The 18,512-nt window shown below is 65.6% G+C and carries 15 protein-coding genes; 5 read left to right on the top strand and 10 right to left on the bottom strand.

The window, feature by feature from the left end; genetic code table 11:
* Positions 1–5: 5 nt before the first annotated feature.
* From ACODS4_RS03125 to ACODS4_RS03100, 6 genes are all read right to left on the bottom strand, one after another.
* Positions 6–1,580 carry a tetratricopeptide repeat protein gene (locus ACODS4_RS03125; RefSeq protein ID WP_488860624.1) on the bottom strand — a complete coding sequence of 525 codons (1,575 nt, stop codon included), beginning with the start codon at positions 1,578–1,580 and terminating at the stop codon, positions 6–8.
* The gene (locus tag ACODS4_RS03120; RefSeq protein ID WP_488860622.1) at positions 1,561–4,641 is read right to left on the bottom strand and encodes a tetratricopeptide repeat protein; all 3,081 of its coding nucleotides are present in this window, start codon (positions 4,639–4,641) and stop codon (positions 1,561–1,563) included. The genes ACODS4_RS03125 and ACODS4_RS03120 overlap by 20 nt, the downstream gene beginning before the upstream one ends.
* A gap of 12 nt (positions 4,642–4,653) precedes the next feature.
* A complete protein-coding gene (locus tag ACODS4_RS03115) occupies positions 4,654–6,909 on the bottom strand; it encodes a polysaccharide deacetylase family protein (protein ID WP_488860620.1) in 2,256 nt (751 codons plus the stop codon).
* Positions 6,906–7,784 (bottom strand): glycoside hydrolase family 191 protein, encoded by an 879-nt coding sequence (locus ACODS4_RS03110; RefSeq protein ID WP_488860618.1) that lies wholly within the window; start codon positions 7,782–7,784, stop codon positions 6,906–6,908. Before ACODS4_RS03110 ends, ACODS4_RS03115 begins: the two co-directional genes overlap by 4 nt.
* On the bottom strand, positions 7,772–8,698 hold the full coding sequence (locus tag ACODS4_RS03105) for an NAD-dependent epimerase/dehydratase family protein (RefSeq protein WP_488860616.1): 927 nt from the start codon (positions 8,696–8,698) through the stop codon (positions 7,772–7,774). Before ACODS4_RS03105 ends, ACODS4_RS03110 begins: the two co-directional genes overlap by 13 nt.
* Positions 8,699–8,777: 79 nt before the next feature.
* Positions 8,778–9,344, bottom strand: coding sequence for a response regulator (locus ACODS4_RS03100; RefSeq protein WP_488860614.1), 567 nt, complete (start codon positions 9,342–9,344; stop codon positions 8,778–8,780).
* A gap of 100 nt (positions 9,345–9,444) precedes the next feature.
* On the opposite strand from ACODS4_RS03100, the gene ACODS4_RS03095 reads away from it, so the two are divergent.
* Positions 9,445–10,068 (top strand): glutathione S-transferase family protein, encoded by a 624-nt coding sequence (locus ACODS4_RS03095; protein WP_488860612.1) that lies wholly within the window; start codon positions 9,445–9,447, stop codon positions 10,066–10,068.
* A 3-nt stretch (positions 10,069–10,071) separates the two neighbouring features.
* On the opposite strand, the gene ACODS4_RS03090 is transcribed toward ACODS4_RS03095, so the two are convergent.
* From ACODS4_RS03090 to ACODS4_RS03080, 3 genes are read right to left on the bottom strand one after another with little or no spacing between them, the layout of a single operon-like run.
* A complete protein-coding gene (locus ACODS4_RS03090) occupies positions 10,072–11,658 on the bottom strand; it encodes a sensor histidine kinase (protein WP_488860610.1) in 1,587 nt (528 codons plus the stop codon).
* Positions 11,648–12,442 carry a response regulator transcription factor gene (locus ACODS4_RS03085; protein WP_488860607.1) on the bottom strand — a complete coding sequence of 265 codons (795 nt, stop codon included), beginning with the start codon at positions 12,440–12,442 and terminating at the stop codon, positions 11,648–11,650. Before ACODS4_RS03085 ends, ACODS4_RS03090 begins: the two co-directional genes overlap by 11 nt.
* Positions 12,435–13,049: a hypothetical protein gene (locus ACODS4_RS03080; protein ID WP_488860605.1), complete on the bottom strand. Its 615-nt coding sequence runs from the start codon at positions 13,047–13,049 to the stop codon at positions 12,435–12,437. Before ACODS4_RS03080 ends, ACODS4_RS03085 begins: the two co-directional genes overlap by 8 nt.
* A 711-nt stretch (positions 13,050–13,760) precedes the next feature.
* On the opposite strand from ACODS4_RS03080, the gene ACODS4_RS03075 reads away from it, so the two are divergent.
* On the top strand, positions 13,761–15,026 hold the full coding sequence (locus ACODS4_RS03075) for an MFS transporter (RefSeq protein ID WP_488860603.1): 1,266 nt from the start codon (positions 13,761–13,763) through the stop codon (positions 15,024–15,026).
* A gap of 84 nt (positions 15,027–15,110) precedes the next feature.
* Positions 15,111–15,413, top strand: a complete 303-nt coding sequence (locus tag ACODS4_RS03070; RefSeq protein WP_488860601.1) for a hypothetical protein — start codon at positions 15,111–15,113, stop codon at positions 15,411–15,413.
* An 88-nt stretch (positions 15,414–15,501) separates the two neighbouring features.
* On the opposite strand, the gene ACODS4_RS03065 is transcribed toward ACODS4_RS03070, so the two are convergent.
* Complete coding sequence (locus ACODS4_RS03065) at positions 15,502–16,128, bottom strand: ATP-dependent Clp protease proteolytic subunit (protein ID WP_488860599.1); 627 nt, start codon at positions 16,126–16,128, stop codon at positions 15,502–15,504.
* A gap of 225 nt (positions 16,129–16,353) precedes the next feature.
* On the opposite strand from ACODS4_RS03065, the gene ACODS4_RS03060 reads away from it, so the two are divergent.
* Entirely contained in the window at positions 16,354–17,217 is an 864-nt protein-coding gene (locus ACODS4_RS03060; protein WP_488860597.1) for a glycosyltransferase family 2 protein, read from the top strand.
* Positions 17,218–17,366: 149 nt separating this feature from the next.
* On the top strand, positions 17,367–18,512 hold the full coding sequence (locus tag ACODS4_RS03055; protein WP_488860595.1) for an efflux RND transporter periplasmic adaptor subunit: 1,146 nt from the start codon (positions 17,367–17,369) through the stop codon (positions 18,510–18,512).

Genomic DNA, 18,512 nt, shown 5'->3' with positions numbered 1-18,512 from the left:
TGACTTCAGTAGCGCCACAACAGATACCCTCCCGCCGCGTTGACCGCGCTCGCCGTGCCGCGCGCGGTCGATCGTGCGTGGCTGGCCCGCACACCGATCTCCAGCGCGTCGAGCGGCTCCCAACCCAAGGACACCGCCCCTTGCGGGCCGCTCTTGCCGCGCCGGTCATAGGCGTAACCGATTTGCGCGCTGTAGCGAAGATAATCGGCGATCCAATCCTCAACCGAAAGCTGGAGCGCGTGAACCTCGCGCGTCGCCGCTGGCAGGGGGGCGAAGGGTTGTCCCTGGGCGTTCTCCCATTGCACGCGCCGCCCGACATATTCGGCGTCCAGCAGATAGGCGACGCTGGTCAACGGTCCCTCCGGGTTCAGCACGTAGCGCAACGCGCCCTCCACGCTGGCGGAGCGCGCCAGATCGGCGGCGCCCGACAACCCATAACGATTGTACCCCACGGCAAAACTCAGATTCCAGCGGTCGGACAAGCGATTCTCATGTTGAACGAACAGCCGGTCGCGTCGCCCGCCATCGATGACGCCCTCAAGAAAGGCAAAGCTTGGCTCGCTCCAGATCAAACCAGCGCGGGTTTCCGAATCCTCATCTTTCCAGCGGTGGGTCAGGCCGACGCCCAACACCCGCTGAGCCGCGTAAAGAGACAGGGTGGAGCGTTCCGTTTCCGGCCAATCATGGGCGATGGCGAACTCCATCCGTTGGCGGGCGCCATGGAAGGGGGCGGGCGCGCCGTCGCGGTGAATCGCGGCGTCAACATCGACGCGCCGGTTTTCCAGCGCGTAGGTGATCGTGTTGGAGCCGGGAAGATTCATCACTCCGGTCAGCCGCTGAATCCGCTGGACGTCGGCCCCGCGCACCTGTTGCCAATCGGTGTCGATCCGCGCCCGGTCGCCGTTCTCATGCAGCAGCCGCGCCTTGCCGACGACCAGCGACGGTTCGGCGGGCGTCTGCGCCAACGCCTCGTCATAAGCGGCGGCGGCTTCCCGCCAGCGGCCCAAGCGTTCCTCCGTTTGGGCCAGCAGGGCGCTGGACTGGGCGTCGCGCGGGCCGCTTTGCGCCCGGTCGCGCAGCAGGGCGCGCGCTTCGCGCGCCTGCCCGCTTTCCAGCAGCGTCAAGGCGCGAAAATAGTCAAGTCGCCGGCGCGCCACCCGCTCCGCCAGCGCCGCGCCGGCGGCGTGAACGCTTTTCGCCTCCTTGGTGAAGGTGACGGCGACGCCGGACCGATCCGCCGCGACATCGGCGACCACGTCCGCCGCCAGCACCAGCAGCAGGCTGTCATAGCCATAGAGGACGTTGTCCACCCAGCCTTGCAGCCGTCCCGGCACGCTGTCCAGCGCCACGCCGCCCAGCGGGCGGCTGAAGCGCAAGGTCAGCTCCCGCCCGCGCCGCTCGATCTCCTCGGTCGCCACCGATCCCGGCCAGCGCAGGACGAAGCGCGCCCGCCCCCCCTCGCGCGTGACCTCGACCTGCGCCATCGGCGGCGGCGTTTGCGAGCGCCCTGGCAGAATCGGCGTGGCGGCGGCCAGCAGGGCCAACAGGACGAAGACGCGTTTACGGGAGGCCGAGAACACGACGCGCCTCCAGCAAACGGCCATGTTCGATGAGGAGGGAGGCGTAATCGGCCCTGAGCTGCGTGTCCTCGGGCCGTTGCCTGCGCAGTCCCTCGAACAGCGCCACGGCGTCGTCCACCTTGCCCAACCGATTCAGCAGATTGGCCTCCGTTTGCGTCACGGCGTCGTTGCGGGTTTTGCCCGCGCGCAGTTGCGCCAGAGCGGTCTGATAAAAGGGCGTGGCGGCGCTGGACCGTTGCAGCGCGGTCAGCGCCTCGCCCAGGAAATAATAGGCTTCATAATCGTCGGGCGCACGCGCGACGAAGCGGCGCAGCAGCCGTTCGGCGTCCGGCAAACGGTTTTCGTCAAAGGCGAGCATTCCCAGTTGGCGCAACGCCTCGCCATCCTCGGGCCGTTGCGCCAACAGAGCGCGCCACGCGTCCGCTGAGGCTTTGCGTTCCCGCGTCTGTTCGGCCAAACGGGCGAAGCGGCGCAGCCGTTCGGGATCTCTTTCCATCGCCAAAGCGGAATGGACAGCCTCGGCCAAGTCCTTGCCCTTGCCGTCGGCGGCCAGCGCCTCGATGTAGGGAACCTTCAACTCAGCGGCGGTCGGGCCGCCATTCTGCCCCAACCGGGCCGTCACCCGGCTTGCCCCGCCCAACTCAGCCAGAACGCCGTACCATCCCGCTTGATCGGCGAGGGTCGCCGCCGTTCGGGCGCGGTCCTCGATCCAATCCAGCGCCGCCGCCTTCGGGCGCGGCCCCCACAGGAAGGCCAGTTGCCTGGCGTCCTCGCTCTTTGGTCCCTGCCCGGTCGCCAGTTGGCGCAGAATCCGTTCAGCCCCTGGTTTGTCTTGCAGATCAAGCAGGGCGAACACCACGGCCCGGCGGTCGGTCAGCGGCAGCCGGGCGTCGGCTCCCCGCGCCAGCAGATAGCGCCGCAACTCCGCCTTGCGGCCAAGCTTGGTCAACGCCTCCCGGTACAGGGAATCCCACGGTCCGGTCAGGCTATCCGCCGCAAGCTGCTTCAACACCGGCAAAGCGCGTTCGGGACCAGCGGCCTCAAGCAGCAACGAGGCCCGTTGTTCGCGTCCAGCGGCGTCCAGCGCCGGATCGGCCAGTTGCTGTTCCAGAAGATCGGCCAGTTCCGCCAGCGCCCCCGCCTGCCGGGCCGCGTCGGCGTAGGCGAACAGCCATTCGCCCCCCAGCCGCTGCGCCCGCTGGCGCAGGACCGGCAAAGCCGCCCGGAACGCCTTGTGATCGAGCAACGCGTAAATCAACGCCTGTTCGTCCGCGTCCGACAAGCCGCCACGCGCCAGTTTGGCGGCCAGAAAGCGGGTCAGCTCCTCCACCCGTCCGGTCGCGTCCAGCGCCGCGAGATAGGCGCTTTCCACCTCCGCTCCGACAGCGGCGCCCAGTTCGGCCTGGAGCGGCAACAGGATGGTCAAATGCGGCAGCGCGTCCGCCGCCCGCCCGGCGGCCAGCAGGGCCGACGCCAAGGCGAAGCGGCTGCGTGGCGTCGGGGCCATGGCGAAGACCCGTTCCGCCGCTTTCAAGGCCAACGAAACCGCGCCACGCTCCACCGCGCTGGACGCGATGTCCTGCAACAACCCAGCGTCGAGCTTGGGCTGGCTGTCCAGCCACGCGGCGACCGCCAACGGATCCCCGGCCCGCGCCGCCAACCGCGCCCAGCCCAGATCCGCCGACAACGACGGCGCCGCCCGCCGTCGCGCCTCGAACCACGCCACGCCCGCCGCCGCCCGATCCAGGTCGAGGAACAACGCCCCCAGTTCGTCCAGCAGATCGTCGGCGACGCCGTCGGCCAACGGCAACCCGTCGAATCCTGCCGCCGCCGCCGCGCGCCGCCCGGCGCGATCCAGAATGCGGACCGCCGCCAGCCGATCCGACAGGGACTGTCCGACATCCGCCACGCCACGCTCAGCCCAGCGGATCGCGGCGGCTGTGTCGCCCCGGCCCAGCGCGATGTTGGCGGCCAAAATCGGGCGGTCTTCCAGAAAGCCGTCCCCCAGCTCGCCGACCAGACGATCCAGAAAGGCGCGGTCATGGTCGCGGTAAGCCAGATCGGCCAGCCCGGCCAGCACCCAATCGGGAACCAGCCGCAAATCCCGCCCGCGCGCCGTGACGGACGCCGCCCGCTCCAGCCCCGCGTTCATCTGCAAGGCCAGAAGACGACCAAACGACGCGTCGTCCACCGGCCCCGGCAGGGCGTTCAGGCGCGCCTGCGCGTCGGCGACGCGCCCGGCGGCGAGTTGCAAGTCGATGAAGGTCAACTCCAACGCCAGCGGGTGATCGGGCTTGGCGACTTGCGGCTCAATCAACCGCAGCCCCAGATCGGGCCGGGCGGCGGCGGCAAGCTGGCTCGCCAGACCGATCATGTCCGGCACTTTGGGATCTTCCCCCAACCAGCGCTGGGCGCGCTGGAAGGCGTCCGGCTCCCGGTCCAGGTCGATCAGCAAGCTCATCAACAACTCGCGGCTGTCAGCCTCGATGGCGCCGTTGGCGCGGTCGTCGGCCTTCGTCAACCAGTCCACCGCCCCGGCGTGATCGCCTTGCGAGGCCAACAGCATCGCCAAATCCTGCTGGGTCTGGACGTCGTCGGGACGCAGCTCGCAATAGCGGCTCAGCGCCTCCACCTGGATGTCAAGCCGTCCCTGGAACCCGGCGAGATAGGCCAACTCGCGGTAGGTTTCGTCGTTGCCGCGCAGACGGGCCAATTCCCGCAGATTGTCGAGATAATCACCCTGACGCTGGGCGTCCTGATACAGACGACTCAACAGTTCACGGCCATCGACGGATTTCGGCTCGTCGGCGACAAAGCGCTCCATCAGAGCAATCGCCTTGTCAACCGAGCCGTCGGCCAGATGCAGCTTGGTCAGGGGCATCACCGTGGCGGCGCTGTGGTCGCCATTGGCGAAGCGCTCCTCATACTCCGCGCGCGCGCTCACAAAATCGCTGTCGCGGAACTTCTGCAAGGCCAATTCCGCCCCGCGCGGAATCAGCAGCAGGCTGGCGCCGACACCAATCGCAAGAATCAAAAACGCAACCAGGAGATTGATCGGCATGGCGCGTCCAGCCTACCGCGCCAGCCGTTGCACGCGCAACGTCACGGGCTGGACAGCCGACACCGCGATGGCGACAGACAGCCGGTTCTGGTCGTCCGTTTGCGCCTCGCTCGACCACAACAGCCGACCATCGCGTTCCGCCCGCACGGTGTAACGCCCGGTCAGCGGCAGCCGCCACGTCATCGCGCCATCGCCATAGCCGCTGGCCGTGACGGTAAAGCCATCGCCATCCGTCCGCAGCCCGGAAAAGGCCCAACGCCCCTCGATCAAATAGGGGACCGGCGCGGGTGGCGGAACGTCGCCCCGCTCCCCTTCGATCAGCGCCACCACCGGCGTCACCACGGCGGGGTCGAGCGCGACATACAGGCTGCCCTGGCTGTGGCGCTGCCCCAGAACGCCGGTTGAGCGGGAAAAATCAACCGCCGTGAAGCTCGCCCGATCAAAGCGCAGGGTGTTCAGCGCGCCGCGATCCCGCACGCGCCACCACCGCTCGCCAAGCGGCTCGAATCGTGTGTTGTAAAAACCCTCGGCGATCAACGTGTAGGTGGAGGCGGCGACCGGGGCCAGTTCCGTCGCGCGCGCCGCCGTCAGATTCCGGCGCAGAGCGTTGAGGCTGGCCGCCTTTTGGCCGGAATACATGTGGTAATAGATGTTGAAAGGCTTCAGTCGGATGGGGCTGTCGGTGTTGCGCGCCGTGTGGATCAGGTTCTGGAAGCCGTAAAAGCGGTTGGTCCACAAATCGGTGTAGGTGTTTTCATTGCTGCCCGCCGAATAAATTTGCCGCTCCGCTCCAACCGGCAGGCCAATCGGCGGAACTGTGGTGATCGATGGGTAATCGGCGTCGAACCGGGCGTCGCCGCCGTTCATGTTGTGCCCGCCCGCCTTGCGCGCCGCCGCCACCGCCGCTTCAAACGGCGAGGTGTCGCCCGACCATTGCACCAGCCGCGCCGTTTTGCCCGGCGGGGCCAGACGGGTGAAATAGTCCAACGCCCCGCCGATTTCCTGATCGAGATTGAAGGGTTTTTGCAGATAGGCGCGGGGAACCGCGTAGCGTCCGATGTCGACGCCCTCGCCCCCCGTCTCCGCCGCGTCGCCCGCCGCGTACCGCCCCAGCATCCGATCCAGCGCGCTGCGCCTCGGCCCTCCCTCCCCCGTCTGGAACATCGTTTCCTTTTGTGGGTCGTAATCCTTGAAAAAGGCCCATTGGAAGGGGTGGGTCCAGGTGTGGCTGGCCGGTTCGACCTGCGGCAGGGCGAACAGCCGCGCGGCGGCGGCCAGCGATTCCGGCGTGCCTTTCCAACTTGGGTCCAGATCGCCGACGATGGGCGCCACCGACACCGGCAGATCGGGAAACGGCTCCACCGCCGCCTTGCGCACGACGTCCGCCGAAAGAAGCTTGTCCTTGGCGTAGGGGGCCGCCTCCGTCACGTTGCGCCAGCCGTCGCCGTCGATGTGGCTGAAATAGATCCGCCGCCCCGACAAGGTGGTGACGTCGGGCTTGGGCAAATCGTCGGTGGCGAAGGCGGCGCGGAAAAAGGCGAAAGGGTCGATGATCCACTGGCGACGGTTGATTTCGGGATCGTAATAGCGGCCATAACCGTCCGTCGTCAAACCGCCGGTCGGTCCGGTGACGACGAGATGGCTGTCGGTCGCCGCGTCATCCCCTCGCCGCATCACCAGATGGGAGGTGAAACGGGCGTCCAGCTTGCGGTACAGCGGATAGCCGGGCAACACGCCGATCAGAGGACGTTCGTAACCGACCATCGGATCCATCGTCGCCGGACGGGATTTGTAGGTCAGGTCGGAATAACCATCATCATCGCGCAAGCCAAATTTGGCGAAGAAGCGGTTCGTCAACGCCAACGGCACCGGCTTTCTGCCGGCCGATCGACGAACGCCCGGCTGGCCCAAAACGGCAAAGCGCACGCCCCGATCCATCGCCCGCCCCGCCCAGGCGATGTAGGCGCCCGCGTCGTCAAAGGGTTCCCCCGCGAACCAGGTGACGACGCCGCGCAAATCGGGGTAACGCGCCAGATCGGGCAACCCATCGGCCACGTCCCAATAGACCACCAGCAAACCCAAATGGTTCAGCGGCATCTCCACCATGCCGTGAATGCGGCTCAAACGAATGGTCTTTTCTTCGCGCAGATCCACCAGAGCCAGAATCGTGCGCGGCGTCGTCACGGTGGACGCCACGGGATCGGCGGCCCGCGCCGCGCCGCCCGCGATCAACAGAAGAAGGCACAGGCAGCGGAACAACGCCGTCACGGTGGCGGCTCCGCGACCAGCCGGTCAAGATCGACCACGGACACGTAAGGGGAAAAGCCGTTGGCGCGTTGGCGAGCGTAGATGGCGCGCAGACCAGCGGCGTCCGCCGGATCCCAGTAATCCAACGAGAACAGGCCCAGCGCCGGGTTGATCGCCTTCGCCCCGGTCAGGGCGTCCACCTGAAAGCGGTAATCCTCCTCACTCTGAAGGTGGGAGGTCTTGGCGGCGAAATCCCAACCGGCGTAGACGCTTTCGCCCAGCGCATAGTCAATGGCGCGCGCGGTTTGCGGCAGGATCTCATAACCACGATTCTGCATGATGCGGATGCGCGGCCAATTGGTCCGAATCGTCGCGACCAGCCGCGCCGCCGCGTCCGTCATCCCGGCCCAGCGCTTCGGATCCGTGCGTTCCAGATGCGGCGGGTTGTCGAGCGTGTCGAGGAACACGCCGTCGAAACCGGCGTGCAGCAAGCCCGGAATCAACTCCTCGACCACCAGCTTGACCCACCGACGATCACGAACGTCCACGTAAAAGCTGCCCGGCCAGTTGGGGTTTTCCTGGTCCAGCAGGCCCCAGCCCTTGACCCGATCAAACCAAGGGCGGTGCGTCTCAACCTCGCCGACGCTGATGTAGCCGAGCAGCGTTTTGCCGCGATCCTTCAACGGACGCAGCGGCGGGTGATTTCGGCTGTCCAGCACAAGGAGCTTGTATGGCTCGAAGGCGCGGGTCGGCTCCTTGTCGGCGTAATAGACGGCCCAACTCACCCCGGCGCCAACCGAAGGCGGCGCGGCGCGCGCCACACGGGGAAGCGCCAAGGAGGCTCCCCCGGCCAGCAGTCCGCCCGCGACCGCCCGCCGCCCGATCACCCCAACCACTCTAACGTGTCGCGCAACCCGTCTTCCAAACGGGTGTCGCAGGTGACGCCGAAGGCGGCGCGCAGGTTTGCCGGATCGCCAATGGACAGCCGGATGTCGCCTGGACGCGCCGGGCCATAGGTCCGATCCAGCACGCGCCCGGACAGGGACGCCAACACCTCGGCCAAACGGTTGACCGTGGTTGGAATCCCCGTGCAGACGTTGAAGACGGGGGCGCCCGCGCGGGGCGCGTCCATCGCGGCGGTCAGGCAGCGCACCAGATCCTTCACATAGACGAAGTCGCGCACCTGTTCGCCGTCGCCGTTGATGGTGATCGGCTGCCCCTTGGCGATTCGCCCGGCAAAAATGGAAATCACCCCCGAATAGGGTGATTTCGGATCTTGGCGCGGGCCAAACACGTTGAAAAAGCGAAAGCCGGTCGTCGGTACGCCATGAACGCCGTCAGCGACGCGCGCGTGCAGCTCACACCCCAGCTTGTCGGCGCCATAGGCGGACAACGGGCGGGTCGCGGCGTCTTCGCCCAGCGGCATGTTCGGATTGTCGCCATAGACGGCGGCCGAGGAGGCGTAGACCACCGGGATCGGCCCGCGCGGGTTGGCGCGGCGGGCGGCGTCGAACACGGCGATGGTTCCAGACAGGTTGGCGTGGTGCGTCTCCAGCCACGCTTCGCGGGAACGGTCAACCGAGGCCACCGCCGCCAGATGGAAACAACCATCCATCCCAGCCATCGCCACCGCGACCGCCGCCGGGTCGGCGACCGTGCCGACCGTCACCGGGACCGAATCCGGCAGGTTGGCGCGCTTGCCGGTGGACAGATCGTCCAACACCCGCGCCTCATGCCCCGCCGCCAAAAGACGCTCCACCAGATGGGAGCCAATGAAGCCGCAGCCGCCGGTGACAAGATATCGCGCCATGGTCGCGGTGTTCCTGTTGTCGTGGATTCTTGGAAAAACGTCTGAAACTGCCGCGCCAACCGCAGCCGCGCCTCAATCGTCAGGCCGCGACCGCTTTCAGGAATTCGGCGACCACCGCCTGGAACTCCTTCGGCTTGATCGGTTTGGAGACATGCCCGTCAAATCCGGCGTCGGCCAGGCGGCGCTTGTCCGCCGGGGACGCCAGATTGGTGACGGCCACCACAGGCGTCGCCGCCAGATCGGAGTCGGCGCGGATTTGCTTAATCAACTCAACGCCGGACAGGTTGGGCATCACGATGTCCATCACAACCAAATCGGGTTGCAGATCCCGCATCAGGTCAAGAACGGCGCGCGCGTCCGTCGCCTCGACGACTGAATAGCCCCCCTCCTCAAGACAACGGACAAACAGCTTTCGCATCAAGATGTTGTCTTCAACAACCAGGATTGTTCGGGTTTTTTCGACCGTATCCATCATCACGCCGCCAGGAGGACAACAACCAACAACCGTTGCGGTCATTGGCTTAAATTCAGCATATTTTGTACTAAAATGGCGTGCGTTGGTCAAGCAGACCAGGGCAACCATCGCGAGAAGCAAAAAAGACACAACACTGCCATGCGGCGAGATATTGTTTCGCAAGGAGCGCATTTGATTCTCATTTTTCCCACTGGCGCCCAAACCTAATTTCTGGCCATGCTTCCGATCATTGCGGCGATCCGCCGCAACTCAAGAAGGGAGATCAGACACCGTGACCGCCGCTTTCACTTTGTACGGGAACGTCAATTCACAACCGGCCACCCGCGTCGGGCTGTTCTTCCGTCTGGCCGGGATCCCCTTCTCCTACCGCCACGTCGATCTGCGCAACGGGCAGCAAAAAACGCCGGAGTATCTGGCGATCAACCGTTTCGGGCGCGTGCCGACGCTGGTCCATGGCGCGCAATCGCTGTCGGAATCCAGCGTTATTCTGACCTATCTGGCCGAACAGACCGGCAAATTTGGCGGGCATGACGCCGCCGAAAAACTGCGTTTGGCCGAATGGCTGAGCTGGTTGGCCGATGTGCTTCTGCCGGTGCAGCGCGCCCGCGCGGTGCGCAAGTTCAACGGCGACGCCAACGCCCTGCCCTGGATCGACGCGTCGGCGGCCACCGGCCTCGCCCTGTTCGAGCAGCACCTTGCCGGTCGGACCTTCATCGAAGGCGAGCGGCTGACCATCGCCGACATTTTCGCCTTTCCCTGGATCGACTTGTTGAGCGAATCGGCGGTCGATCCCGCGAAATACCCGAACCTTCAGGCTTGGGCCGACCGCGTCAAGGCGCAACCCGGCTACGCCCCGCAATACGAGTTGCTGCCCGCCCACGACGCGGAGCTGTAACCCTTACCCGGCGACCGGCAGCGCGACCGTCATCCGAAAGCCGCCTTCGGCGCGGTTTTCGGCGCGGACGCGCCCGCCGAACGCCTCCACATTCCGCCGGACGATCCACAGGCCGATGCCGAAATGCGCGCCGTCAGCCGAGGGACCATCCGCTTGAGCGTCGCCTCGCTCGCCGTTCGGCATGCCATGGCCTGGTTGGCGTTGGGAGAAATAGCGCTCGAAGATGCGGTCAAGGTTGTCGGCCTCCACCCCCGGCCCGTCATCCTCAACCGTCAAGGCGACCCACGCCCCATCGCGGGCAACGCGCACCGAGATCAGACCGTCGGCAGGGGAAAAGCTGACCGCGTTCTCCACCAGATTCTCGACGATGGTTTCCAACGTCTCCTCGCTGGCGCGGACAAACAACCCAACCTCGACGCAGGCGTGCAAGCGCAGCCGCCGCTCCGCCAACACTCCGGCGTAGCCGTCGGCCATACGGTCCACCAAGTCGGACAAATCGACCCGACGGCGGGCCGGAGCCAGCAGATCGGCGGCGGCTTCGTCCATCCGACGGGCGAAGGACACCAGACTGTCCAGCTTGTCCACGGAGGTTTCGATCATCGCCAACGCCCGTTGGCTGCGAGCGTTTTCCGACGGCAAGGCGCGGCGCAGCGGTTCAACGGATTGTCGAATCACCGCGATCGGCGTCTTGAAGGCGTGGGCGTTGTCCTCGGCGGCCCGGCGCAAGGATTGGGCGCTGTCGCGCAGGGTGTCGACCAGCCGGTCGAAATCCTCGGCCACCCCGGACAATTCCGGCACCCGGTTGCGCGCGGCAAACGCTCCCCCGCCCGTGCCTCCCTCGCCGCCGACAATGTCACGGGCCAGATCGCCGAAACGGCGCAGGCTGCGCCACACCCCAGCCAGCACGGCGAGGACCAGAACCGCCATCACCAGATAAACCGCCGCCGCCGCCTGCACCGCCGGGGTGCGCCAATAGGGTCGTCCCAAGGACGAAGCGACATACCCCTCCGTCGCATGGCTCGTCACCAGCGCCCAGCAGCCAAATGGCGTGGTGATCGGGGTGATGGAGGACAACACCTCCTCCCCGCCGGACGAATGGGGAACCCGCATGGCCAGGGTGGTGTTTTCGGCGCAACTGGCCCCCAGCCGGTCCAGAATCCCCAGCGCCGCCAACTGCCGTCGCTCTTGATCCAGATCGGCGGTCGGCAGGCTGGGCGCGGTGGCGACGTAATAGAACCCGTCCACCGCCCCGGCGCGCGGGCGGACCAACAGCCGCAACCGCGTGCGGTCGTCGGTGAACCGGGCCAGCGCCCCGCTCAGCGTCGGCAGGGCGGAACGGTCGGCGTTGACCAACTCCGGCTCCAGCGCCCGGGCGACCAATTGGCCCTGACGTTGAGCGCTGTTCAGCAGCAACCGCTGGGTCGCCTCGTCGGCGCGGCGGAACTGGTCATAGAGCAGGACCGGCACGGTCAGAAAGACCAGGACCAACAGCATCAGACGGCTGGCCAGGGAATGCCACAGCCAGCGCCCCAAGGCCGAACGGGCGCCCCACACGCCACGCCCGCCGCCCGACCGCGTGTCAGTCGGCACGAGCGCGATCCGGCGACTCCTCGTCCACGGAGGCTCCAACCGCCCCCCCCTCCTGCCCCCAGCGATAGCCAAAGCCGGGGTAATTCTCAATGCAGTCGAACTGCGCGTCGGCGGCGCGGAATTTTTGCCGAATGCGCTTGATGAAGGCGCGGACGTTGGCCCGGTAGCCCGATGGGCCAAAACCAGCGACAAAATCCTTGCCGTGCACCAGATCATAAATCTGTCGATACGAGACGTCTTGTTCGGGCTGGGCGGCCATCAGGCTGACGATGTTGAACTCGGTCAGGGTCAGATCGACGCGCTCGCCCTTCCAGAAGGCGCGGCTGTTCTCCAGCCGCAACTCCAGACTGCCCAACTGGCGCAGGGCCGGTTGCGCCGCCGCGCCGCCCTCCTCGCCACCACTTTTGGTTCCCGCCTGGATCAGGCGGATCCGTTTCAGCAAAATCGACAGGCTGCGCGACTTCTCGACAAAGTCCAAAGCGCCGCCCGCCAACGCCGCCTCTTCATAAATTTCATCGGACAGCACGGTTAGGAAGATCACCGGGACGTCGATACCCCGCGCCCGCATCTGGCGGAGCAGATCGATTCCGTCCATTCCGGGCATGCGCCAGTCGAGCAGCACAATGTCCACGATCTTGCCCGCCGCGAAGAACTCCAGCAAAGGCGGGCCTCGGTCGAACGTCTCCACCACATACCCCTCATCCGCCAGATTGAGGCTGAGGGATTCGCGGAACAGGTCGTCGTCGTCCACCAACGCGATGCGGGTGACGGCAGGCTCAGTCATTGCGGACAGCCCTCGGTTCGGATCCACCGGCGGAACCGGATTGAGCGAGGAGTTGGGCAAAGCACTGGCGGTCTGAATCGGGGACATTGGGATTGCTCTTCATGTCGTAAGAAAGGGCGCGAAAGTCTTGGGACAGGGTCATGTCCATGAAAAAGAACACGTCAAGCCGACAGCCGCCTTTGGCGTACCGCCAAATACGACCCGGCGACGCCTCTTCCCGCGTGGCGGGGCTGCCCAAAAGCTTCACCGTCTGGGCTTCGTTCAGGCCAACCAACGTGTCGGGCGTCGCCTGAGGGGGGGAACGTGTCGGCGCTGGAGGCGCGGCTGGCTCCGCCTGTGGCGCAAGGTCGGGCAGAGACGCCGTTTGAATCGGAAGCGACGACGTCGCCATTGGCGGAGCGGGCTTCACCTTGGGCAACGGTTTCGCCGTCGTCCGGCTCGCCGCCGCCGTCAAGCGCGCCTCGGGCGCAGAGGCGTTCGGCGGGATCGTCGTCACGCCAAGGCAACTCGCCAGCAACGGGACAACCGCCAGGACAAGTCCCATGGCGTGGCGCCGCCCATGGCTTCTTGCCTTGGCCACCTTGCGGAGGACGCCCGTTGCGGTCATGCGGTCGAACCTTTCGGAACGGAGAGGGTCGGAATTGGTAGATTGGTGCGGCTTGGCGGCAATGCAACAGCGCCGATCAAATCGAGGTCACAAGAATGGCCAATTTTTTCACCGCGCTTTGTCCAAAAATCGGTGATTGTTGGTTAATTGTCAATTAACTTGCTCAATAGAAAGCAAAATTTTGCCGCGTCCTGAAACATTTCATAAATTTAATTTTTAATGCCGACCGCCTGTCATGAAAGCCGGTCTTTCACCGCCGCCCGTCCATAATTGGTTTTCCGCAGAGACAACACGCGGAAGACGAGCGTCACGCGCCAATCCACACCGCAAACCTACGGCTCCTCCGCAGACGACCAGCAAACAAAACAATGGGAGGCGTCATTGAAACAATCGGCGGCAGGCCCATCAATCCGTGGACCTGCCGCCGGTCAGCCGGACGGGCAACGTTGTCAATCAGCAGGCAAGTGGAACAACTTGCCGCAAGACGTTGCCGCTTGAACTCCAGCCTTCTTTCCGGCCAGTCTGCGCGAATGGTCGGTGTTGTGGGATCAATGCTTGGGCCAGCATCATCCAACACAGGGCAAAGATTGCACCTGTTCGACGGTCCCGTCAAGTTCGCATGGCTGACAATCAGCGCCTTCCGCTGGACGCGCCGACGTTGGTGGGTTTAGCTGCCTCCGCGCCGAACGCGGCCTTGGGGGGACAAGACAGGTGACAGACCAAACCATCGCCGCCCCTGATGGCGCGCCCAGCGTTCTGCGGCGCGTCCTTCTCGTCTTCCTTCCCTTCGCCATGGGATATTTCCTGTCTTTCCTCTACCGCACCGTCAACGCGGTGATCGCCGATGAGCTGACGGCGTCGTTGGGCGTGACGGCGGCGGGGTTGGGTTTCCTGACCAGCGCCTATTTCATCGCCTTTGGCCTGTTCCAACCACCGCTTGGTCTGCTGCTCGACCGCTTCGGGCCGCGACGGGTGGAATCCGCCCTGCTGTTGGTCGCCGCCGCCGGAGCGGCGCTGTTCGCGTTGGGCCATGATTTGCCCACGCTGGCTTTGGCGCGGGCCATGATCGGGCTTGGCGTGTCGGCTTGTCTGATGGCCGCCCTGACCGCCAACGTCATGTGGTGGCCGCGCGAGCGGCTGCCGACGATCAACGGTCTGTTTCTGGCCTGCGGCGGTTTGGGGGCGGTCTTCGCCACCACCCCGGTGCGCTTGCTGCTCGGCTTCACCGACTGGCGCGGCCTGTTTTTCGGCATCGCTGCGGCCACCGTGGTGGTGGCGATTGTGCTGTTCGCCGTCGTGCCGGAACGGCGGGCGGAAGGTCGTGGAACCCTTACGGTCGGCGCCTTGCTGCGCGGCACGATGACGGTGTTCCGCAGCCGGATTTTTTGGACTCTCGCTCCCAGTTGCGCCGCGATCCAAGGGGCTTTCCTGGCTTACATCAGCCTGTGGGCCGGGCCATGGCTGCGCGACGTCGAAGGCATGGACCGTCTGGCCGTCGCCACGCATCTGCAACACGCGGCGGTGGCGATGGTGGCGGGCTTCGCCCTGTTCGGGATGATCGCCGACGCCGCCCGGCGGATCGGCTTGACCCCGCCCATGGTGCAGACCATCGGGGTGTCCATCGCACTGCTGACGCAAGGCGCGATGGCGCTGGATCTGGGCCTGTCGCCGCTGGTCGGCTGGGCGCTTTATTCCTTTTCCGCCAGCGCGTCGGTGATGGGCTATTCGCTGCTGACCCAGCGCTTTCCTGCGGAGTTGGCCGGACGGGTCAACACGGCGGTCAATCTGTTGATGTTCATCGTCGCCTTCACCTTGCAACCGGCCATCGGCTGGGCGTTGGGCCATTTTCCAGCGGATGCGGGCGGTTACACGATCACAGGCCACCGGCTGGCGATGCTGGCTGTGGTCGCGGCGCAAGCCGTCTGCGTTTTTGGGCCGTTCGTCTTTGCCCGCAGCGACGCGTTGAAAGCGCCCTGACCACATCGGCGCGCATGGCTCAAACCTTGTCCCATGCGGTATCACGTCTTGCGAACATGCGCCGAAAGGCACATATCTTGGATCATGCAAATCAACGCGCCCACTCCGTCGCTTCAGGCGATCAAGCCGCAACCGTCGATCACACCGGCGGCGCAATTGGCTTTGTCCCCGGCGGTGCAGGCGGCGCAGCAAACCGCTTCGGTGGTGCGCACCCAGACGGTGGCCGCCCCACAGGCGGCGGGAAAATCCGAACAAACCCGCGACACCCGTTCCGGCACGCACAATGGTTCGTCTCAGGACAGCAACGCGGCGGCGCTGGCGGCTCAAGTCAATGGCCAGGGCTATCGCGCGGCGCAGCGCGGCTCTCTGCTGAATTTGTCCGTGTAAGACACGGTCGCCTTCTCGGAAAGGCGAATTCCGGTCATAAAAAAGGCCCCTTCCCAACGGGAGGGGGCCTTTTTGTTTGGGCGTTCGGTTACTTCAGCTCGTCCATGCCGTCGATGATGTGGCTGACGATGCCGTATTCCTTGGCCTCGCCTGCGAACATCCAGTAATTGCGATCCGTATCCTTGGCGACCTTTTCATAGGTCTGGCCGGTTTCGCGCGCGATGATGCGGTTCAGCCGTTCACGCATGCGGATGATTTCCTTCGCCTCGATGGCGATGTCCGTCGCCCGTCCGCCGGTGCCGCCCAGCGGTTGGTGAATCAGGAAGCGCGTGTTGGGAAGACAGAAACGGTTTTCCTTGTCCGCCGCCAAGAAAATGTGGCAACCGGCGCTGGCGACCCAGCCCGTTCCCAACATTTTAACGCGCGGCTTCACGAAACGGATCATGTCATGGATGGTGTCGCCCGCCTCGACATGGCCGCCGGGGGAGTTCACCACCACGGTGATGTCGCCGTCGCCCTCGTTGGCCAGCGCCAACAACTGGGCCGTCACGCCTTGCGCCAGCTTCATGTCGATCTGACCGAAGATCAGCACGGTGCGCGCCTTGAACAGGGATTGCTGCACGGCGGCGAACGGCGGCTGGGCGGTGTCCTTCGACTTTTCGTCCGGTTCTTTTTCGGGTTCGTCGTCGAACCGGGTGTATCCGACCTGCGCCATTGATGATGTTCTCCCTGGTGTCGGAATCCTAAGTTATCGGAAACCTGGATATCGGAAACCTGAATATTCAAAGCTGGAGCCGCATGGCGCCTCGCATGATTCACCACATAGCCCGTATCGGGTCCATGTTCAACGCCCGGCGACGGCAAAAGCGACAGGCGCGTTGACGACCCGGCCCCCTTCTCCCCACACTCCCACGCGCAAGCGGGACAAAGGGTGCGACAAATGGCCGAACCGACACGCGAAAACGACACGGATATCGGCGTGTCGGTCATCATCGCCGCGCACCGCGCCCATGACACCATCGCCCGCGCCGTGCGCAGCCTGCTGAGCCAGCGCTGGACCGCCTGGCAAGCGGTGGTCGTCAGCGACGACGGCACGGATTACCGGCCAACCCTGTTGGGAGTGGGACTCGACGATCCTCGGATTCGCTTCACCAGCACCGGACGGATTGGGGCTGGCGCGCCCGCCGCGCGCAACGCCGGGTTGGCGGCGGCGACCCTGCCGCTGGTCGCGCCGCTCGACGCCGACGACCTGTTCCGCCCGGAACGGCTCGCCGTTCTGGCCCCCCTGGCCTGGGCGCGCGGCGCCGCCTTCGACAACGTCGCCGTGGTGCGGGACGAAGACGGCGCGCCGCTGTCCACCTTGTTTCCACCGGACGACGGAACCGCAGAATTTAACGCGGCAGGTTTCCTCGCCACCTCCGTGCCGATGTTTCCGCTGGTGCGCCGCGACCTGTGTCCGGGGTGGGAGGAGGACGTCAATTTCTGCGACGATGTGGTCTTCAACGTCCAGATTCTGGACCGAACCGGCCCAATCCCGCTGGTCAAAAACCCGCTCTATGAGTATCGCCAGCGCGCCGGATCCATCACCTTCTCCACCGACAGCGGCGACCGGGCCGAACGCTGCTACCGTCATGTTCTGGCGCGTCTGGCGGGTGACGGTCTCCGGATCGACGATCCAGTTTTGCGCGCCCGATTCGCCAAAGCGGTGGAGGCCAAGCGCGCCCGCAACGCCGCCTATGAAGCCGCCTTCAAGGCCGGTCGCTGCGCCAACTTCCAGGAATTTCTTGCCCTGAACGAGTCGTGAACAACCCGCGCGCCTCCGACGCATCAAGCATGATGCGGTTGCGGATTGAACATTCTCGACATCGGAAGTGAACTGAACGATATAGTTTAGTTTGCCACGCCGCAGGGTGCTCCACTGCGGTTGAAACGAAACGTCGTCCGGGTTCCTCCATGCGCCATTCGCTCCGCATCCTCGCCCTTCTCGTCCTGGCCGCGCTGGGCGGCGGCGCCTACTGGTACTTCGTCAAGCAAGGCGGAACGGTGACGGAACTGACGGCGCTGCTGAAAAGCCACGGCGTTCCGCTTCCGGGCGGCGACGCGGCGGGCGCGAAGCCCGCAGGACCGCCGCCCGGCGGCATGCCGCCGATGCCGGTCGAAGCCGTCCCGGTCAAGATCGGCGCCGTCGCCCGTTCGGTGACGGCGGTTGGTTCGCTGCTGTCCAGCGAATCGGTGGTGATCCGACCGGAAATCGCCGGGCGCATCGCCGAGATCACCTTCCAGGAAGGCCAGCGCGTCACCAAGGGCGCCATCCTGGTGCGTCTGGACGATTCCATCGCGCGCGCCACGCTGGCCCAGGCCCAGGCCAGCATCGCCTTTTCCCGCGCCGAACTGTCGCGCGCCGACCAGTTGGTGCGGCAGAACACCGGCCCAGTCCGCACCCGCGAGCAAGCGGCGGCCAAACTGCTGGCCGACGAGGCGACGGTCCAGCTCGCCAAGGCGCAGTTGGACAAGCAGGTTCTGACCGCGCCCTTCGACGGGGTTCTGGGGCTGCGCAAGGTGTCGGTCGGCGACTTCGTCCAGTCTGGCAAGGACATCGTCAATCTGGAGGCCATCGACACGCTGAAACTGGATTTCCGCGTGCCGGAAATGTTCCTGACGGCGGTGAAGATGGGCCAGACGGTCAAGGTCGCGGTGGACGCCTTCGCCGGGCGCAACTTTGACGGCGAGGTCTACGCCATCGACCCGCTGATCGACGTGAATGGCCGCGCCGTGGTCATCCGCGCCCGCGTCGCCAACCCGGACGGAGCGTTGCGCCCCGGCCTGTTCGCCCGTGTGGCGCTGACCCTGACCGTGGTGCCCGACGCCGTGCTGATCCCTGAACAAGCCATCGTCGCCTTTGGCAAAGAACAGTTCGTGTTCAAGGTGGTGGACGGCAAGGTCGCGCAGACCAAGGTCACGTTGGGCGAACGCCGCAACGCCGAGGTGGAGATCACGCAGGGGTTGAAGGTTGGCGACGTCGTGGTCACGGCGGGCCAGTTGAAGATTCGCGACGGTTCCCCGGTGGCCGTCGTCAACGCCAAGCCGTCGGGAAGCTGA

Source organism: Azospirillum sp. FG154 (assembly GCF_057809575.1).
Note: the sequence above shows the minus strand (reverse complement) of the source record. Positions and strands in the feature narration are given on the sequence as shown.